The sequence below is a fragment of the Enterococcus sp. AZ015 genome (assembly GCF_050499225.1).
Classification (GTDB): Bacteria; Bacillota; Bacilli; order Lactobacillales; family Enterococcaceae; genus Enterococcus_D; species Enterococcus_D entomosocium.
In genome coordinates, this window is record NZ_JBMHEX010000001.1 from 291,070 (window position 1) to 309,708 (window position 18,639).

The following is an 18,639-nucleotide window of genomic DNA, read 5'->3' on the forward strand; positions in this document are numbered from 1 at the left end:
GGACTATCTAAGTGAAGGTAACGAATATCAGCGCAAGTCAGTTTCAAGAAATGGTGCAGGCAGGCGCGGCTCGTCTACAAGTTAATGCAGAGTTTGTCAACTCATTGAATGTGTTTCCTGTTCCAGATGGAGACACCGGGACAAACATGAATCTATCCATGACCAGTGGAGCAAAAGCTGTCGCAGATGCGACTTCAGAAAACGTCGGCGATCTTGCCGCTACACTTTCAAAAGGACTATTGATGGGCGCACGTGGGAATTCCGGCGTCATTTTGTCTCAATTATTCCGCGGTTTTTCTAAAGCTATCCCGACCGCAGAAACACTCACTGCACCAGAATTGGCTCAAGCCTTTACTCATGGAGTAGAAACCGCCTATAAAGCAGTCATGAAACCTGTGGAAGGAACCATCTTGACTGTGGCACGCATCTCAGCTGAATATGGCGAGAAAAAAGCACAAACTACCGATGATTGTATCGAAGTGATGAAAGCCGTGGTTCACGGCGCAAAACGTTCATTGGCGAAAACCCCTGATCTATTGCCCGTCTTAAAAGAAGTCGGCGTGGTAGATAGCGGCGGTCAAGGATTGTTGTTTATCTATGAAGGCTTCTTAAATGCATTGACTGGGGAATACCCAGCCGATGAAATCTTCGAACCTTCCCCAGCGGCTATGGACGAAATGGTCAATGCCGAACATCATCGCAGCGTTCAAGGGCACTTAGCGACAGAAGACATCACCTTTGGTTACTGTACAGAAATCATGGTGAAGATCGGTGAAGGTCCGACTGTAGATAGTGAATTTGATTATGAAACATTCCGTAATTACTTAAACGAGTTAGGGGATTCCTTATTAGTGGTCAATGACGATGAGATCATCAAAGTCCATGTCCATACGGAACATCCCGGCGAAGTTATGAATTATGGTCAAAAATTCGGTTCGTTGGTGAAAATCAAAGTCGATAACATGCGTCTTCAGCATGAAACGATCTTGGAACACGATCAGCAAGAAGCAAAAACTGCACCAGTAAAACGTCCGCGGACACCATTTGCGATCATCGCGATCGCGGCTGGCGAAGGCTTGAAAGAATTGTTTACTAGCCTAGGCGCTTCTTATGTCATCAGTGGTGGCCAAACGATGAACCCAAGTACAGAAGACATTTTGGTGGCAATCAATGAAGTCAATGCTGATCAAGTGATCGTATTACCGAACAACAAAAATATCTTTATGGCTGCGCAGCAAGCAGCGGAAGTTTCCGAGATTCCAGTAGCGGTTGTTGAAACACGGACGATCTCTCAAGGGATGACGGCGATGCTAGCCTTCCACGAGCAATCCACACTAGCTGAAAACCAGCAAGCGATGACTGATGTCTTAGCAAGTGTTGTCAGTGGCTCAGTGACCCATGCGATCCGTAATACATCAATTGATGGCATCGAAATCACAGAAGGCGACTTCTTAGGAATGGTGGACGGCAAAATCGTTGTTTCTGTTCCCGATCGTTTCTCTGCTTCTATGACTACCTTAGAAAAAATGATCACAGAAGATACTGAGATCGTCACCATCATTATCGGTGAAGAAGGCAAAGCCAAAGAAGCAGCGAAAATCGAAGAAGCGATCGTTGAACTGCATCCTGAGATCGAAGTAGAGATCCATCAAGGAGATCAGCCGGTTTATCCATATCTTTTCTCAGCAGAATAAACAAATTAGGCGGCGGGGGCAAAAATCATAGATGATTTTTGGCTCCGTCTTTTTCTATGAATGCAGGAACCTCTGCAATAAACAAAATCACTTTGGAAAAGGAGGGTACCTATGCTAAATCAGCCACTTACGGTATTAAAGGGTGTCGGGGAAAAACGCGCCCAAGACTTGGCAAGTTTAGGGATCGAAACCATCGAAGACCTGCTGAAGTATTATCCGTTTCGTTATGAAGACATTCAAGAACGGCAATTAGCGGAGATTCAAGACCAAGAAAAAGTAACGATCAAGGGGATCGTCGTTTCCCCGCCAGTCGTCAATCGCTTTGGCTATAAAAAAAGTCGGTTGCAATTTCGCATGATGCAAGACCACGATGTCTTTAATGTCTCCTTTTTCAATCAGCCTTATTTGAAGGACAAAGTAGAGGTCTCAGAAGAGATCGCCGTCTATGGCAAATGGGACGCCAAACGCAAAGGACTGACGGGGATGAAGATTCTTGGTAGTAAAAGTGGCGAAGACTTTGCACCGATCTATCATGTCAATAAAGCCGTGCGTCAAAGTGTGTTGATCGAACTGATCAAACAGGCATTTCTTGATTTTGGTGATCAGATCACAGAGATCTTGCCTTTGTCATTGATCGAAAAATATCGCTTGTTGGATCGGAAATCCGCGATGTTTGCAATGCATTTTCCCAAAGATCCCCAAGAGAGCCATCAAGCGAAGCGTCGGGTGATTTTTGAAGAGTTCTTTTTGTTCCAAATGCAGATCCAAGGACTGAAGAAAAGCGAAAAAGCCGAGAAAAACGGCTTGGCGATCGATTATGATGTGCAACGCTTGAAAGAATTTACTCGTAAACTGCCCTTTGAATTGACGAATGCGCAAAAGCGCGTGACCAATGAAATCTGCCATGACCTGAAAAGTCCGCAGCACATGCAGCGGCTCTTACAAGGAGATGTAGGGAGCGGGAAAACAGTCGTTGCGGCGATCGCCCTCTATGCTACGATGACGGCTGGCTTTCAGGGCGCACTGATGGTGCCGACTGAAATTTTGGCCCAACAGCACCTAGAAAGCTTGAATCAACTCTTTGACCCCTTAGAAGTGACCACCGCTCTTTTGACAGGCTCGACCAAACCAAAAGAACGGCGGGTCATCTTAGAGCAATTAGCAGCCGGGGAGATCGACATCATCGTTGGGACCCATGCACTGATTCAAGAAGGGGTAGACTTTGCACATCTTGGCTTAGTCATCACCGATGAACAACACCGTTTTGGGGTCAATCAGCGAAAAGTATTAAGGGAAAAAGGCTATCTGCCTGATGTGCTCTTTATGACCGCCACACCGATCCCACGTACACTAGCGATCACCGCCTATGGCGAAATGGATGTTTCGGTGATCGATGAAATGCCGGCAGGACGGATTCCTGTAGAGACTCGCTGGGTCCGGCCACCGCAGTTTGAATCGATCTTAGAGTGGGCGCAAAAAGAATTGGCACAGGGGCATCAGATGTATGTCATCTGTCCTTTGATCGAAGAATCCGAAATGCTGGATGTCAAGAACGCCACGGAGATTTATGAGCAGCTGCAGAGTTATTTTTCCCCAACCTATCAAGTAGGGATGTTGCACGGGAAAATGAAGAATCAAGAAAAAGACACTATTATGGAAGCATTCAAAGAAAATCAACTGCAGATCTTGGTTTCCACGACGGTCATCGAAGTAGGGGTCAATGTTCCCAATGCGACAGTGATGCTGATCATCGATGCTGATCGTTTCGGATTAGCCCAGCTCCACCAATTACGTGGACGGGTAGGACGCGGCGCCGATGCTTCTTACTGTATTTTGATCGCGAACCCGAAAAATGAGACGGGGGTCGAACGAATGAAAATCATGACAGAAACCACCAACGGCTTTGTAGTCAGCGAAAAAGACCTGCAGTTGCGGGGGCCAGGAGAAGTCTTCGGCAATCGACAATCGGGCTTGCCAGAGTTTGCGGCTGCCGATTTGGTCGCGGATGCCCATATTCTAGAAGTGGCACAAGTCGAAGCTACCCAGCTTTGGCAAAAAAACGGCTGGCAGCTGTTGCCAGAATTTTCGGCATTGGCGAACTATTTGGCAGCAAAAAAAGCAGACAAACAATTTTTTGATTAAAGAATATGCTATACTGATTGGGAAAATGAAGGGAGTGGCAGCGAGATGCGGATTGCTGTTGATGCAATGGGCGGAGACAACGCCCCAAAAGCGATCGTAGAAGGAGTCATGCTGGCGAAAAAAGACTTTCCAGAGATTGAATTCCTCCTTTACGGAAAAGAAAATGAAATCAAAAAATACATGACGGATGATAAAAATGTCACTATCATCCACACAGATGAAAAAATCAATAGTGATGACGAACCCGTCAAAGCAATCAGACGGAAAAAAACCGCTTCAATGGTCTTAGCGGCACAAGCAGTGAAAAATGGCGAAGCAGATGCAATTTTTTCAGCTGGAAATACCGGTGCCTTGTTAGCGGCTGGTTTGTTTATTGTCGGTCGGATCAAAGGAATCGATCGTCCAGGATTGATGTCCACAATGCCAGTGATCGGCAAAGATGCTGGCTTTGATATGCTGGATCTAGGTGCCAATGCCGACAATAAACCAGAACATTTGGCAAACTATGCCGTCTTAGGATCCTTTTACGCCCAAAAAGTTCGTGGGATCAATCGACCACGGGTCGGCTTGTTAAATAACGGAACGGAAGAAACCAAAGGTAGTGAATTAACGAAAAAAGCCTTTGAACTGCTGTCAGCGGATCCTACGATCCACTTTATCGGCAATGTCGAAGCCCGGGAATTACTGGATGGTGCAGCTGACGTCGTCGTGACAGATGGCTTTACTGGGAACGCTGTTTTGAAATCGATCGAAGGAACCGCCTTGAACTTGATGGCGTTGTTGAAACAATCGATTCTTGATTCAGGTACCAAAGGAAAATTAGGCGCATTGTTACTGAAAGATGCATTGCGGAAAGTGAAAAATGAAATGGATTATGCGAAACATGGCGGGGCCGTATTGTTTGGTTTGAAAGCACCAGTCATCAAAACCCATGGTGCGACAGGACCAGAAGCGGTAGCGTACACCATCAAGCAGATCCATACGATGCTAGCAACAGATGTCGTGGCACAATTGGTCGCCCACTTTGAAGAAATGCCGGCTGCAAAAGACGAAACGCAATCATAATGCAATCATTGTAATGAAATTGCAAAAAAATCTAGACAAAAAGCATAGAAAGCAGTACAATGTTTGTTAGCCATTCTATGTTTTGTGCAAACGCGTGGAGGTGAAGCCAGTTGACACGAGATGAAGTATTCAAGAAAGTTGCGGTCGTGATCGCCAATCATTTTGAAATTGACGCAGAGAACGTAACGGATACGATGAGCATTAAAGACGACTTGAACGCTGATTCGATCAGTGTGATGGAATTCGTCCTTGAACTAGAAGATGAATTTGGTACCGAGATTTCTGATGAAGATGCCGAGCAGATCGAAACAGTCGGTGGAGCGGTTGATTATATTTCAAGCCATCTTGCTTAAGACAGACATAAGAGCTAAGTCCTAGATGACTTAGCTCTTTCTTTCTCATAATTGATCCGCTGTGATTTGGGCGGCTTTTCTTTAGAATCGAAATCAAAAAAACGATCGTTAAACCTGACATGACGGCGTTGGAAGCGTAATGTAAATTTTCTGAAAATTCAGTGTATTAAGTTTTCTGGGACTTGCATTATTGTTAGCATTTCTATATAATTATTAAGAATATATTATACAATGTTAAGAAAGCTTTTGGAAATGAAATGCATGTTCCTTCTTTTTTACATTAAAACGCAAGACATCTTAGAAAGTAGAGAGGGGTATTCGATTGTCCAGAGATAATCAATTACTAGATGTTCAAAACCTTCACACAGGTTTTCGTATCAAAGACGATTACTATGACGCAGTAGATGGTATTTCTTTTACACTGGATCGTAATGAGATCTTAGCAATCGTAGGAGAATCTGGTTGCGGAAAAAGTACGTTGGCTACAACGATCATGGGGCTACATGACCCAAACAACACGAAAATCACTGGGGAAATCTTATATAAAGATTTAAACTTGTCAAACTTAAATGAAACGTTATACAACAAAATTCGCGGAAATGATATTGGGATGATTTTCCAAGATCCGTTGTCTGCACTGAATCCGTTGATGCGGATCGAAGACCAAATCAAAGAAGGTTTGTCTTATCATACAGATATGAATGCCGAACAGCGCCAAGCACGAGCATTAGAATTATTAGAACAAGTTGGGATTCCAAATCCGCCACGTGTAGGACGTCAATACCCTCATGAATTGTCTGGTGGGATGCGTCAGCGGGTCATCATCGCGATCGCGATTGCTTGTAAACCGCCAATCATCATTGCGGATGAGCCAACGACAGCGTTGGACGTGACGATCCAAGCACAGATCCTTGATCTACTAAAAGATTTGCAAGAAGAAACGCAAACGGGGATCATTTTGATCACCCACGATTTAGGTGTCGTAGCAGAGATGGCCGACCGAGTAGCCGTAATGTATGGGGGACAGTTTGTGGAAGTCGCATCAGCCGAAGAGTTGTTTGCCAATCCGAAACATCCATACACCCGCTCATTGCTTAACTCGATCCCTCAAGAAAATTCTCAAGACAGTGAACTGCATGTGATCGAAGGGGTGGTTCCTTCCTTGAAAAATATGCCTCGGACTGGTTGTCGGTTTGCTGCACGGATTCCTTGGATCCCTGAAAGCGACCACGAAGCAAACCCAGTCTTGCATGAAGTAGCACCTGATCATTTGGTCCGTTGCACATGCTACAAGCATTTTCATTTTAGAGACGAAGAAGGAGAAGTGTAGATGACAGAATTAATTACAATCAAAGATCTGAAAGTCCACTATCCTATTCGCAGCGGATTCTTCAACCGCGTCACGGATCACGTGTACGCCGTTGATGGTGTGGACTTCGTCATTGAAAAAGGAAAAACCTACGGATTGGTTGGTGAGTCTGGTTCTGGTAAATCCACAACTGGGAAAGCTATCGTTGGGTTAGAAAAAATCACTAGCGGCGAAATCATTTATGATGGGCAAGACGTGACTAAACGTTCTGTCCGCAAGAAAATGAACTACAACAAAGATGTCCAAATGATTTTCCAAGATTCAATGTCTAGCTTGAATCCTAAAAAACGTGTGGTGGACATTATCGCAGAACCATTGCGCAACTTTGAACGCTTAAGCGATCAAGAAGAGAAAACACGTGTGAAAAGTTTGTTGGATATCGTTGGGATGCCAGAAGATGCCCTATACAAATATCCTCATGAATTCTCTGGCGGACAACGTCAACGGTTAGGGGTTGCCCGTGCGGTAGCTTCCAATCCAAAACTGATCGTCGCCGATGAGCCGGTTTCAGCTCTTGACTTATCCGTGCAAGCACAGGTACTGAACTTTATGAAACGGATCCAGCAAGAATTCGGCTTAAGTTTCTTATTTATCTCTCATGACTTAGGGGTCGTAAAACATATGTGCGACAATATCGCCATCATGTACAAAGGCCGCTTCGTTGAGATCGGGACTCGGGAAGATATCTACCAAGACCCGCGTCACATCTATACAAAACGTTTATTATCAGCGATTCCTCAAATCGACGTAAAAAATCGCGATGCTCACAAAGAAAACCGCCGCAAGGTCGAGTTGGAATATGTGACCCATCAAAAAGATTACTACGACGAATCTGGCAGAGTGTATGACTTGCGTAAAATCACCGAGTCGCACCAAGTCGCATTGAAAAACGGGGGTGCTGAATAATGTGGAAAACAATTCTACGTCGTTTGTTGTTGATGATCCCACAAGTCATTATTTTGAGTATCTTGATTTTCTTGATCGCACAAGCAATGCCTGGGGATCCATTTACTGGTTTGATCAATCCAAACCAAGATCCAGCTGTTATTGAGCGGATGCGTGAAGCCGCTGGTTTGAATGACCCATGGTATACCCAGTATTTCCGTTGGATCGGAAATGCCTTAAAAGGGGACTTTGGACAAAGCTTCATCTTTAAATTGCCTGTTTCAACATTATTAGCAGGACGTATCAGCAATACATTGTGGTTATCTTTATTGACGGTCATTTTGACTTACGTGATTGCCATTCCTTTAGGGATGTGGGCAGGACGTTACCAAAATTCATTGCTTGATAAAGTCGTCGTTGTTTACAACTTCTTCAGTTTCGCCGTACCGTTGTTTATCTTTGCGTTGATCGCATTGTTCATCTTCGGTTACCGATTGGCTTGGTTCCCAACGGGTGGTTCCGTTGCACCGGGGGTCAGCGGCATGGCTGAGTTTTGGAGTCGCTTGTATCACCTACTATTACCGGCAATCACTTCTGCATTATTAGGAACAGCAGTGACGATCCAATACTTGCGAAGTGAAGTCATTGATTCGAAATCATTGGATTTCGTTCGTACCGCTCGTTCAAAAGGGGTACCAACGAACAAAGTCTTCTCACGTCACGTTTTCCGGAATGCATCGTTGCCGATCGCATCACAAATGGGCTACGAGATCACGTCATTGATCGCAGGTTCTGTGGTCATTGAGAAAATCTTCGCCTACCCAGGTGTCGGAAAACTGTTTATCGATAGTATCGTCCAACGGGACTATGCCGTGATCACTTCACTGACATTGATCTTAGGACTAGCGACCTTGATCGGTACGCTGCTGTCAGATATCATCATGAGTATTGTCGATCCAAGAATCAGAATCCAGTAATAGGAGGGGATAAATGTGTCTGAAAAGAAAGAAAAAGTACTAAAACAAGAGAGCATCCCGCCTATGGGATTGAAAATGATTTTTCGCGAATTCTTAAAAGATAAAATGGCGATTTTTTCATTAGTTTTGTTAGTCGCAGTTTTATTATTCGTGTTTATCGGCTCGGCAGTTATCGATCAATCACAAGTGATGCGTGTCAGCATCCTTGATAAATACGCTGTACCTGGCGCGATTTCGCCAAACGGCGGCACCTACCTTTTAGGGGCGGATGAAGGTGGCCGTGATGTTTGGGGACAATTGATCATCGGTGCGCGTAACTCAATCTTGATTGGTTTTTCAATCACGATCATTACGTCGATCGTTGGGGTCGGATTAGGGATCATCTCAGGTTACTACGGCGGCATCATTGATAACATTTTGATGCGTATCGTTGACTTCGTTATGATTTTGCCGATCATGTTGATCATTATCGTTATCGTATCGATCGTACCTCGTTATAACGTTTGGACCTTTATATGGGTCATGAGTGCCTTTTACTGGGTCGGAAAAGCAAGGCTCTTCCGAAGTAAGACCCTTTCAGAAGGCCGTCGCGACTATGTTAGTGCATCGAAAACCCTCGGAACCAATGACTTTGTCATCATGTTCCGCGAAATCATGCCGAACCTTAGCTCATTGATCATCACCAACTTAACAATGAACTTTGCAGCGAATATCGGTATTGAAACGACACTAACATTCTTAGGTTTTGGTCTGCCGACCAATGTTCCAAGTTTGGGAACACTGATCGGATATGCCAGCAGCGGTGATGTGCTGGTCAACAGACAGTGGATCTGGTTACCCGCATCAATTCTAATTTTAGTCTTGATGTTGAGTATCAATTACGTTGGTCAAGCATTTAAGCGTTCAGCGGATGCGCGTCAACGACTAGGATAAACAAGGAGGATACAGGATGAAGAAAAATATTTTTGGTATGGTCACTCTTTTGTCAGTGTTAGCATTGGCAGCTTGTGGCAGCAACGGCGGCGGAACCGATTCTTCTGGTGGCGGCAATGCAGCAAACGATACGGAAGATGTAAGCAACTTCCCAATCGAAGTTAGCAATGATGCAGAGGCAATCGAAGGTGGTACTTTGGATGTTGCAGTAGTGATGGATACGCAATTCCAAGGGTTGTTCCAAACAGAATTTTATCAAGATAACTATGATGCACAATTTATGTTGCCAAGTAATGAAAGTTTATTCGTCAATGACGCTGATTTCAAAATTGTTGACGGCGGGGCTGCAAATCTTGAGCTAGATGAAGACAACAACACAGCAACAATTACTTTACGCGACAATCTGAAATGGTCTGATGGCGAAGATGTTACGGCAGATGATATCATCTTCACATACGAAGTAATTGGTAACAAAGATTATACTGGTATTCGTTATGATAGTAACTTTACTAACATTGTTGGTATGGAAGATTACCATGATGGCAAAGCTGATACTATTTCTGGTATCACCAAAGAAAGTGACAAAGTCGTTAAAATCGAATACAAAGAAGTTCACCCTGGTATGATGCAAGCAGGTGGTGGTATTTGGGCTTCTGCATTACCAAAACACGCTTTTGAAGGAATCGAAGTCAAAGATATGGAATCAAGCGATCAAGTTCGTAAAAATCCAATCGTCTTCGGACCATATGTAATGTCAAATATCGTAGCTGGTGAATCCGTAGAGTACGTTCCAAACGAATACTATTATGGAGATAAGCCAAAACTAGATAAATTATCATTTAAAGCAGTTCCAACTTCATCTATTGTTGAAGCGATGAACGCAAAACAATATGATATGGCTTTATCAATGCCGACAGATACGTATCCTACTTATAAAGATACTGATGGTTATCAAATCTTAGGCCGAACAGATACTGCTTACACCTATTTAGGTTTCAAATTAGGTAAATGGAATGCTGATGAAGGAAAAGTAGAATATAATCCTGATTCAAAAATGGCTGACAAATCATTGCGTCAAGCAATGGGGTATGCATTAGATAATGATGCTGTCGGAAGCCGTTTCTACAATGGCTTGCGTACAAATGCAACGACATTGATCCCACCAGTATTTGGCTCATTACACAATACAGATGTTGAAGGTTATACTTTAAACATCGACAAAGCAAATCAATTACTTGATGATGCTGGCTACAAAGATGTCGATGGCGACGGTATGCGTGAAGACAAAAATGGTGAGAAATTGACCATCAACTTTGCTTCAATGTCCGGTGGCGAAACAGCACAACCGTTAGCAGATTACTACATCCAACAATGGAATGAAATCGGACTTGATGTACAATACACAACAGGTCGCTTGATCGACTTCCAAGCATTCTATGACAAATTGGAAAATGATGATCCTGAGATTGATGTTTACCAAGGTGCATGGAATACTGGCTATGACCCATCACCAATGGGCTTGTATGGACCTAACTCTGCGTTCAACTACACTCGTTTTGAATCAGAAGAAAATACGAAATTGCTAGAAGCAATCGATTCAAAAGATTCGTTTGACGAAGCAAAACGTAAAGAAGCGTTTGATGCATGGCAAGAATATGCTGCTGATGAAGCATTTGTTATCCCAACACTTTACCGTAGTGCGGTGTTACCTGTATCAAATCGTGTCAAAGACTTCACATGGGCCTATGATGTGAATTACAATCCTTGGGCAACAATTTCAGTTACAGCTGAATCTCGTTAATCAATGATCGATGAAAAGACGTCCTTTCTGGGACGTCTTTTTTCTTGTTTTTTTGCAGGTATCTGAGGAAAACAGGCTTTTTTTATACAGGAGAAGAATAAGTAGATAAAATTTTATTACGGTCTTTCCAAGAATTTGGAGGAAACATTTCATAATTCGGCAAAAACCAGTATAATAGGGAAGTGTCGATAAACTAATGAAGGAATGTGACAAATGAATACACAATTAACGAAAGAACTAAAAGAAAAGTTTGATATTGTGTTCCATGATGTAGATCTGCTTGAACAAGCGTTTACGCATTCATCTTATGTGAATGAGCACCGCAACTTGCACTTGTCAGATAACGAACGTTTAGAGTTTTTGGGCGATGCTGTCTTAGAGTTGATCGTTTCACGGTATTTGTATCGTGAATTGCCAGATCTGCCCGAAGGTAAGCTGACGAAGCTACGGGCGGCAATCGTTCGCGAAGACAGTTTATCCATGTTTGCCAAAGATTGCCGATTCGATGAATACATTCGTCTAGGCAAAGGGGAAGAAAACTCTGGCGGTCGTAAACGACCTTCTTTGCTTTGTGATCTATTTGAAGCCTTTTTAGGTGCGTTATACTTGGACCAAGGACTGGAAAGTGTCAGCGGCTTTTTAACGAAAGTTGTTTTTCCAAAAGTAAAAGCAGGTGCTTTTTCCCATGAGATGGATCACAAGACCCGCTTGCAAGAAGTCTTGCAGCGTGGCGGCGATGTTTCCATCAACTATCGTTTGATCAAAGAAGCAGGCCCCGCCCATGAACGGATTTTTTGGACGGAAGTCTATTGCGATGATACCTTGATCGGAAAAGGACAAGGAAAATCGAAGAAATTATCAGAACAGGACGCCGCGGCGAATGCCTTGGCAGATCTTGAACAGTAAGAGAGGACTGGCGGAGTGTATTTAAAACGAATAGAGATTGCCGGCTTTAAATCCTTTGCCGACCGCACAGTCATTGATTTCGAACATCGTGTGACTGCAGTCGTCGGACCAAATGGCAGCGGCAAGAGCAATATTACCGAAGCGATTCGTTGGGTTTTAGGAGAACAATCTGCCAAAAATCTACGTGGTGGCAAAATGCCTGATGTTATTTTTGCAGGTTCTGACACCCGCAGAGCGCTAAATATAGCGGAAGTGACGATCGTTTTAGACAATAGCGATCATTACTTACCGATGGATTACAGTGAGATCAGCGTGACTCGCCGCTTGAGAAGAACCGGCGAAAGCGACTTTTTCTTAAATAAACAAGCTTGCCGCTTAAAGGACATCCAAGAGTTATTCATGGATTCTGGGTTGGGGAAAGAATCATTTTCGATCATTTCCCAAGGCAAGGTAGAAGCAATTTTCAGCAGCAAACCAGAAGACCGTCGTGGGATTTTTGAAGAAGCGGCGGGGGTATTGAAGTACAAACAGCGGAAAAAGAAAGCCGAGCAAAAGTTGTTTGAAACGGAAGACAATTTAAGCCGTCTACAAGATATCATTTATGAACTAGAAGATCAGTTGGTGCCTTTGGCAGCCCAAAGTGACGCAGCCAATCGCTTTTTAGCGTTAAAAGAAAAATTGACGACGGTTGATGTGGCCTATGCGGTCTTAGAGATCACGAAAGCAAAAGAAGCGTGGGAGACAGCCAAAGCTCAACTGAGTACCTTTAACCAAGAACTGGCGCAGATTTCCGAAAAGATCAATCAAGGGGAACTGTCGCTACATTCTTTGCGACAACAACGTACCGCCTTTGATGAAACGTTGGAGCGTTTGAATCAGCAGCTTTTAGAGGTTACCGAAGGACTGAAGCAAGCTGAAGGACAAAAAGAAGTCTTGGATGAACGATCAAAACATACGCAAAAAAGCTCCGCGGAATACCAAGAAACCTTAGAGGAAGTCACGGAACGGGTCACACTTTTAAATGAAGAAAAAGCAGAACTGATTGGCTTGCTTTCACAAAAGAATCGTAGTGTGCAGGAAGTTGAAGCAGCGATGCTGGCGTGTCAGCAAGAGCAGGAAAAGTACCAACGTTCAGCAAAAGAAATCATTGAAGAATTGCGTAGCCAATATGTCGAAGCCATGCAAGAGCAGGCAACGATCGGAAACGAATTGAAATACTTGGAGCGTCAATACCAGCAAGAAGCCGCGAAAAATCAAACGGCGTTAAGCAAGCAGACGCAAATGAATACGTCGTTGAAAGAAAAGACGACGGAAGCGCAAATCGTGGAAGAGCAGCTAACGCAGGCTAAGGTGATTTTAGAAGAACAACGCAAGCAATACATCCATCTTCAAGAAAAAGCTCAGACCAACAAAAAACGCTTTGATGAAGAACAAAAGAAAATGTATCAGTTAATGAGTCAAGTGCAGCAGGTACGAGCGAAACAGCGCAGTCTGCAAGACATTCAAGAAAATTATAGCGGCTTCTATCAAGGCGTTCGCTTGATTTTGAAAAACAAACAGCAAATCAGCGGCATCGTTGGCGCAGTAGCGGAGTTGATCGATGTGCCACAAGACTATACCGTGGCGATCGAGACCGCACTAGGCGCCGCTGCACAGCATGTCGTCGTTGAAAATGAACGAGATGCACGGGCAGCCATCACGTATTTGAAAGAAAATCGCGGCGGTCGTGCCACTTTCTTACCGTTGACGACCATCAAAGCCCGTCATTTGCCAGATTATGCCCGCAATCAAGCCAAGCAAGTGTCTGGCTTTATCGGTGTTGCCAGCGAATTGGTACAGTCGTCTGAACACGTTCAAACCATTACGGATAACTTGTTAGGTAGTATCTTGATTGCCGAAGACTTGCAAAGTGCCAATGCGTTAGCACGGGCATTGAACTATAGCTATCGGGTCGTTTCCTTAGAAGGGGATGTCATGAATGCTGGCGGTTCCATGACGGGTGGCGCAACGAAGAAAAATGCCGGTAGTTTGTTTAGCCAAAGCAATGAGCTGCAACAATTGACGGCACAAGCGGCGCAACTGGATGAGCGGCTTTTAAAAACGGAAAAGCAAGTCCAGCATTTTGAAGCAGCGACCAAAGAAGCACAAGCAGCACTAGAAGAATTGCGGACGCAAGGGGAACAGGCTCGCATGACGGAGCATGAGCTGCAAAGCCGCTTACAAAATCTTGAGAATGACCTGAGCCGCTTGAAGCAAGAGCAGCAAGTGTTTGATTTTGAACATCGCGAAGTGCAAGCCTTCTTTGAAGAATATGATGAGAAGAAGACGAGTTTGGAAGAACAGCAAAAGAATATTGCGGCGCAATTGGCGAAAATCGATCAAGATATTCATCAAATGAATGCCGAAGAAGACTTGATCGAGGAAAAACGCCAAACCTTAGCACAAGAAAGTGCGCGCTTGCAGGCAGCTTTCGCCGTTCAAAAAGAACAAGTGGCGCATTTGCAGCAAAAAATTGCCGCTACGAATCAAGCATTGGAAGAAAACGAAGCGCGTCAGCACTCCTTAGAACGGCAGTTAGCTGCCTTGACAAGTAACGTCAGCGATCATGAGTTCTCAGAAGAAAACATTCTTCAGCGAATTGAAGCATTCACAAAAACCAAGCAGCAGGTAACAGCGGAATTGACGGTGATTCGTGAACAACGGCAAGTGGTTCAACAAGAAATCGGCGCATTAGACGAAGCCCTGAGTGCTGAAAACTTAACGCAAAAAGAAAAGCTGTCAGAAAAAACTGAAGTTGAGATCGAAAAAAATCGCGCAGAATTGGTGATGGACAATCGCTTGTTGTATTTACAAGAAGAATACAATCTTACCTTTGAAAAGGCAGCGCAAGATTTTTCTGAAATCGAGGATGCAGATCAAGCCAAAGTCGACATTCAGGAACTAAAACAAGCGATCGAACAAATTGGTCCAGTCAATTTAAATGCGATCGAACAATATGAGCAAGTCAATCAACGGCATTTGTTCTTGACGAGTCAGCGAGACGATCTGCTGTCGGCTAAAGCACAGCTGTTTGATACGATGTCTGAAATGGATGAAGAAGTCAAAACCCGTTTCGGCGAAGTCTTCGATGCGATCCGTCTGCAATTCAAACAAGTATTTCCTAATATGTTTGGCGGCGGTCATGCGGAATTAGTCTTAACAGATCCGAAAGATTTATTAAACACTGGGATCGAGATCGAAGCCCAACCACCGGGCAAGAAATTGCAAAACCTCAGCTTGCTATCAGGGGGCGAACGGGCACTGACTGCGATTGCGTTATTGTTTTCCATTATTCAAGTTCGTCCAGTACCGTTTTGTGTGCTTGACGAAGTGGAAGCAGCATTGGATGAAGCCAATGTCTCTCGTTTCGGTCATTACTTGAGTGCTTTCCAAAATGATACACAGTTTATCGTCGTAACTCACCGCAAAGGAACGATGGAGGCAGCAGATGTGTTGTATGGTGTAACCATGCAAGAATCTGGAGTGTCGAAGACCGTGTCCGTGCGCTTAGAAGAAGTGCGTGAAGGCGGTAGTTTTGCAGCAGATCAAGCATAGAGGAGGAATGGTATGATTAAACTGATTGCGATCGATTTAGACGGAACGTTATTGAATGACAAAAAAGAAGTGACTCCTCGCAACAAAGAGGTACTTGCTCGTGCTAAAGCACAAGGCGTGAAAATCGTTATTTGTACCGGACGTCCATTGCGGGCGATCCGTCCCTATTTAGAAGAATTATCGCTGAAAGAACCCGGCGACTACAGTATCACCTTTAACGGCGGTTTGGTTCAAAAAAATGAGACCGGCGAGATCATTGAAAAAGCAGCGATGCAGCTGGCAGATATCCATGAATTGGTTTCAGTAGCGGAAGACTTGAATTTGCCTCTAGACGTGGTATCCGAAGAGATCGTCTTGAGTTTACCCACTTCAGCAGCGCATCCATCGATTTATGGCTCCTTGAATCCTTTATTGGATTGTCGTCCTTTTGCCGTAGCTGATCTGGATGAATCGATGCTCTATAATAAAGCGGTGATCGCCTACCATCAGGAAGTTTTGGATCCTAAGATCCCTGAGATTTCCTCAGAGATCCGCGACAAATATGAAATCATCAAAAGCCGGAATAACCTATTGGAATTTATGCCTAAAGGAATCACCAAAGCCTATGGTATCAGCCTATTGGCGCAAGATTTAGGGATCAAGCAAGAAGAAGTGATGGCGATCGGTGATGAAGAAAATGACTTGCCGATGATTCGCTATGCAGGGATTGGCGTAGCGATGGCCAATGCCGTGCCAATCATTAAAGAAGCGGCTGACGTTGTCACCCTTTCAAATCAAGAAGACGGTGTGGCAGCAGTGATTGAAGAATATGTCTTAAAAGGAGGTGCGTAAGATGGGATTTTTTGACAAAATCAAAAAAGCGCTGATTGGAGAAACCAAAGAAGCAGAGCAAGAAATCGACAAACCGATAGTCGATGCTGACTCACCAGAGGCACAGCGTTCAGAAGAAAGACAGCCAGCACAAACTCCTGCTGAACATGAAGCTTCAGAACCAGTGGCACCTGCAGACGCCGCCGACTCCAGTGATTTGGATGTAGAGCAAGAAACTGCGGAAACTTTTCCACAGCAAGAAGCAACGGTAGCGAATAAAGTAGAAGAAGCACCAAGTGTTCCAGTTGAAGTGGCTAAGGATACACCATCAGAGGAAGTACCAGCTTCTGAACCAATCCTTCAACCAGTGCCAGAGACGGAAAGTGTGCAGGACAAATACACCAAAGGGTTGACGAAATCACGGAAAACCTTTGGGCAACGGATGAACGAATTGTTTGCCAACTTCCGTACGGTGGACGAAGACTTCTTCGAAGAAGTGGAAGAAACGCTGATCGGCGCAGACGTTGGCTTTGATGCGGCGATGAAGATCGCGGATGCATTGAGACAAGAAGTCAAATTGCGTAATGTGAAGAAAACGGCAGATGTCCAAAATGTCATCATCGAAAAACTGGTTGACCTATATGGGGAAGCGGGTGTCGGTGAAGTCAACGAGTTGAACATGCAACCGGGGTTGACCGTCATTTTATTTGTTGGCGTGAACGGTGTTGGAAAAACCACCAGCATCGGGAAATTAGCCCATCAATTCAAAGCCGAAGGCAAGAAAGTCTTATTGGCTGCAGCGGATACTTTCCGTGCCGGTGCCATCGATCAATTAGTGGTCTGGGGTGAACGGGCTGGGGTTGAAGTCGTTCGTGGCAATGCAGGAGGCGATCCAGCAGCGGTTGTGTTTGATGCGATGGAGCGCGCAAAACGAGAAAATGCTGACGTTTTATTAGTAGATACAGCAGGCCGTTTGCAAAACAAAGTCAATTTGATGAACGAATTAGAAAAAATCAAACGGATCATTCAGCGAGTGGACCCAACGGCCCCTCATGAAGTCTTGCTCGTGTTGGATGCAACAACGGGGCAAAATGCCATGAATCAAGCAAAACAGTTTAAAGAGACGACGGATGTTTCTGGCCTCGTCTTAACCAAACTTGATGGCACAGCTAAAGGAGGGATCGTCTTGGCGATCCGTAACGAGCTGCGGCTGCCAGTCAAATTAGTGGGACTTGGAGAAGGCATCAACGATTTAGAACCATTTGATCCAAATGAATTTGTCGTCGGCTTATTCAAAGGCTTGATCAAAGAATAAAAAAAGAAGAGCCCTGTGTCAGGTCAAATACCTGCACATGGCTCTCCTTTATTGTTGCTTTTGTGAGATCAAAGGGAAGAGAAAACGGGTCGTCGTCTCTTTCCATGAGCTTGACTTGTGACGGAAAGCTGAGAACACTTGGCGTGGCAAATGTGGGTACAGCGATGCACGACTTTGCCAAAAATCAGGAAAAGCAGTTTGAACGATTCGTTTTCTTCTGCACTGTCTAAAAACTTTGGGAAGTATCAGGCAGAATACAACGAGTTGAACGAGGGGGAAAGATTATTTCTTAAGTTCCCCTTGGCGCTCAGTGATCATTTTTTCCAAGTTGTTCAACGTATCGATATCTTTGTTGGTTTCGATAAAGTTCGTAATCAAATTCAATAAAGATTGATCAGACAATTCTGCTGCTAAGAAGTCTTCTTGGGTCACATTCGGAGAATACAACCGAGTCAAAACAGTACCGCTGTAGCCGATATCTGCTACTTTCAATAAGTCGTGGTTTTTTAGTTTACGTACGACTGCTTGAATGGTATTCTTGCTTAGATCTTGCTGTTGGACAGCAATGTCATTTGCAGAAAGAGGTTTGTCTGAATTCCAGAAGATATTCATGATTTGACGTTCGCGTTTGGTAAGATTAAGTGGCTTCATTCACTATTCTTCCTTTCAAAAAGAGTAATATGGACATAATAATTTACTGTTCTATAAGCAGTATACTTTATTTTGAAGGTAAATATCAAATTTATTCAAGTATTTTATAAATTCTTGGTAATTTTAGTAAGAGATATTACAAGT

14 protein-coding genes are annotated in these 18,639 nt (G+C 44.1%); 13 read left to right on the plus strand and 1 reads right to left on the minus strand.

Annotated elements, in window-relative coordinates:
- Positions 1–11: 11 nt before the first annotated feature.
- From IGK85_RS01425 to ftsY, 13 genes are all read left to right on the plus strand, one after another.
- On the plus strand, positions 12–1,694 hold the full coding sequence (locus tag IGK85_RS01425) for a DAK2 domain-containing protein (RefSeq protein WP_005232500.1): 1,683 nt from the start codon (positions 12–14) through the stop codon (positions 1,692–1,694).
- Between the two features lie 111 nt (positions 1,695–1,805).
- Positions 1,806–3,836, plus strand: coding sequence for an ATP-dependent DNA helicase RecG (recG, locus tag IGK85_RS01430; protein WP_008376351.1), 2,031 nt, complete (start codon positions 1,806–1,808; stop codon positions 3,834–3,836).
- 45 nt (positions 3,837–3,881) lie between these two features.
- Complete coding sequence (gene plsX, locus IGK85_RS01435) at positions 3,882–4,901, plus strand: phosphate acyltransferase PlsX (protein ID WP_005232496.1); 1,020 nt, start codon at positions 3,882–3,884, stop codon at positions 4,899–4,901.
- 110 nt (positions 4,902–5,011) lie between these two features.
- Positions 5,012–5,254 carry an acyl carrier protein gene (gene acpP, locus IGK85_RS01440; RefSeq protein ID WP_005227129.1) on the plus strand — a complete coding sequence of 81 codons (243 nt, stop codon included), beginning with the start codon at positions 5,012–5,014 and terminating at the stop codon, positions 5,252–5,254.
- Positions 5,255–5,576: 322 nt separating this feature from the next.
- Positions 5,577–6,584 carry an ABC transporter ATP-binding protein gene (locus IGK85_RS01445; RefSeq protein ID WP_005232494.1) on the plus strand — a complete coding sequence of 336 codons (1,008 nt, stop codon included), beginning with the start codon at positions 5,577–5,579 and terminating at the stop codon, positions 6,582–6,584.
- On the plus strand, positions 6,585–7,529 hold the full coding sequence (locus IGK85_RS01450) for an ABC transporter ATP-binding protein (RefSeq protein WP_005232492.1): 945 nt from the start codon (positions 6,585–6,587) through the stop codon (positions 7,527–7,529). It begins immediately after the preceding gene.
- Positions 7,529–8,485 (plus strand): oligopeptide ABC transporter permease, encoded by a 957-nt coding sequence (gene opp4B, locus IGK85_RS01455; RefSeq protein WP_005227132.1) that lies wholly within the window; start codon positions 7,529–7,531, stop codon positions 8,483–8,485. The genes IGK85_RS01450 and opp4B overlap by 1 nt, the downstream gene beginning before the upstream one ends.
- A 63-nt stretch (positions 8,486–8,548) precedes the next feature.
- Positions 8,549–9,418 (plus strand): ABC transporter permease, encoded by an 870-nt coding sequence (locus IGK85_RS01460; protein WP_153883525.1) that lies wholly within the window; start codon positions 8,549–8,551, stop codon positions 9,416–9,418.
- Positions 9,419–9,434: 16 nt separating this feature from the next.
- Positions 9,435–11,219 carry an oligopeptide ABC transporter substrate-binding protein gene (locus IGK85_RS01465; protein ID WP_008376345.1) on the plus strand — a complete coding sequence of 595 codons (1,785 nt, stop codon included), beginning with the start codon at positions 9,435–9,437 and terminating at the stop codon, positions 11,217–11,219.
- Positions 11,220–11,432: 213 nt separating this feature from the next.
- On the plus strand, positions 11,433–12,125 hold the full coding sequence (gene rnc / locus IGK85_RS01470; RefSeq protein WP_005227136.1) for a ribonuclease III: 693 nt from the start codon (positions 11,433–11,435) through the stop codon (positions 12,123–12,125).
- A gap of 15 nt (positions 12,126–12,140) precedes the next feature.
- Positions 12,141–15,719 carry a chromosome segregation protein SMC gene (gene smc / locus IGK85_RS01475; protein WP_008376343.1) on the plus strand — a complete coding sequence of 1,193 codons (3,579 nt, stop codon included), beginning with the start codon at positions 12,141–12,143 and terminating at the stop codon, positions 15,717–15,719.
- 12 nt (positions 15,720–15,731) lie between these two features.
- A complete protein-coding gene (locus tag IGK85_RS01480) occupies positions 15,732–16,550 on the plus strand; it encodes a Cof-type HAD-IIB family hydrolase (RefSeq protein ID WP_008376341.1) in 819 nt (272 codons plus the stop codon).
- Between the two features lies 1 nt (position 16,551).
- Positions 16,552–17,844 carry a signal recognition particle-docking protein FtsY gene (gene ftsY / locus IGK85_RS01485; protein WP_008376340.1) on the plus strand — a complete coding sequence of 431 codons (1,293 nt, stop codon included), beginning with the start codon at positions 16,552–16,554 and terminating at the stop codon, positions 17,842–17,844.
- 282 nt (positions 17,845–18,126) lie between these two features.
- Here the strand turns inward: ftsY and IGK85_RS01490 are convergent, their stop codons facing one another.
- Positions 18,127–18,495, minus strand: coding sequence for a BlaI/MecI/CopY family transcriptional regulator (locus tag IGK85_RS01490; protein WP_005227140.1), 369 nt, complete (start codon positions 18,493–18,495; stop codon positions 18,127–18,129).
- Between the last annotated feature and the right edge of the window lie 144 nt (positions 18,496–18,639).

What these genes read in the sequence shown, in the direction of transcription:
- recG (WP_008376351.1), top strand. Translation starts at nt 1,806, where the DNA reads ATGCTAAATCAGCCACTTACGGTATTAAAGGGTGTCGGGGAAAAACGC.
- plsX (WP_005232496.1), top strand. Translation starts at nt 3,882, where the DNA reads ATGCGGATTGCTGTTGATGCAATGGGCGGAGACAACGCCCCAAAAGCG.
- IGK85_RS01450 (WP_005232492.1), top strand. Translation starts at nt 6,585, where the DNA reads ATGACAGAATTAATTACAATCAAAGATCTGAAAGTCCACTATCCTATT.
- opp4B (WP_005227132.1), top strand. Translation starts at nt 7,529, where the DNA reads ATGTGGAAAACAATTCTACGTCGTTTGTTGTTGATGATCCCACAAGTC.
- IGK85_RS01460 (WP_153883525.1), top strand. Translation starts at nt 8,549, where the DNA reads ATGGGATTGAAAATGATTTTTCGCGAATTCTTAAAAGATAAAATGGCG.
- IGK85_RS01465 (WP_008376345.1), top strand. Translation starts at nt 9,435, where the DNA reads ATGAAGAAAAATATTTTTGGTATGGTCACTCTTTTGTCAGTGTTAGCA.
- rnc (WP_005227136.1), top strand. Translation starts at nt 11,433, where the DNA reads ATGAATACACAATTAACGAAAGAACTAAAAGAAAAGTTTGATATTGTG.
- IGK85_RS01480 (WP_008376341.1), top strand. Translation starts at nt 15,732, where the DNA reads ATGATTAAACTGATTGCGATCGATTTAGACGGAACGTTATTGAATGAC.
- ftsY (WP_008376340.1), top strand. Translation starts at nt 16,552, where the DNA reads ATGGGATTTTTTGACAAAATCAAAAAAGCGCTGATTGGAGAAACCAAA.
- IGK85_RS01490 (WP_005227140.1), bottom strand. Translation starts at nt 18,495, where the DNA reads ATGAAGCCACTTAATCTTACCAAACGCGAACGTCAAATCATGAATATC.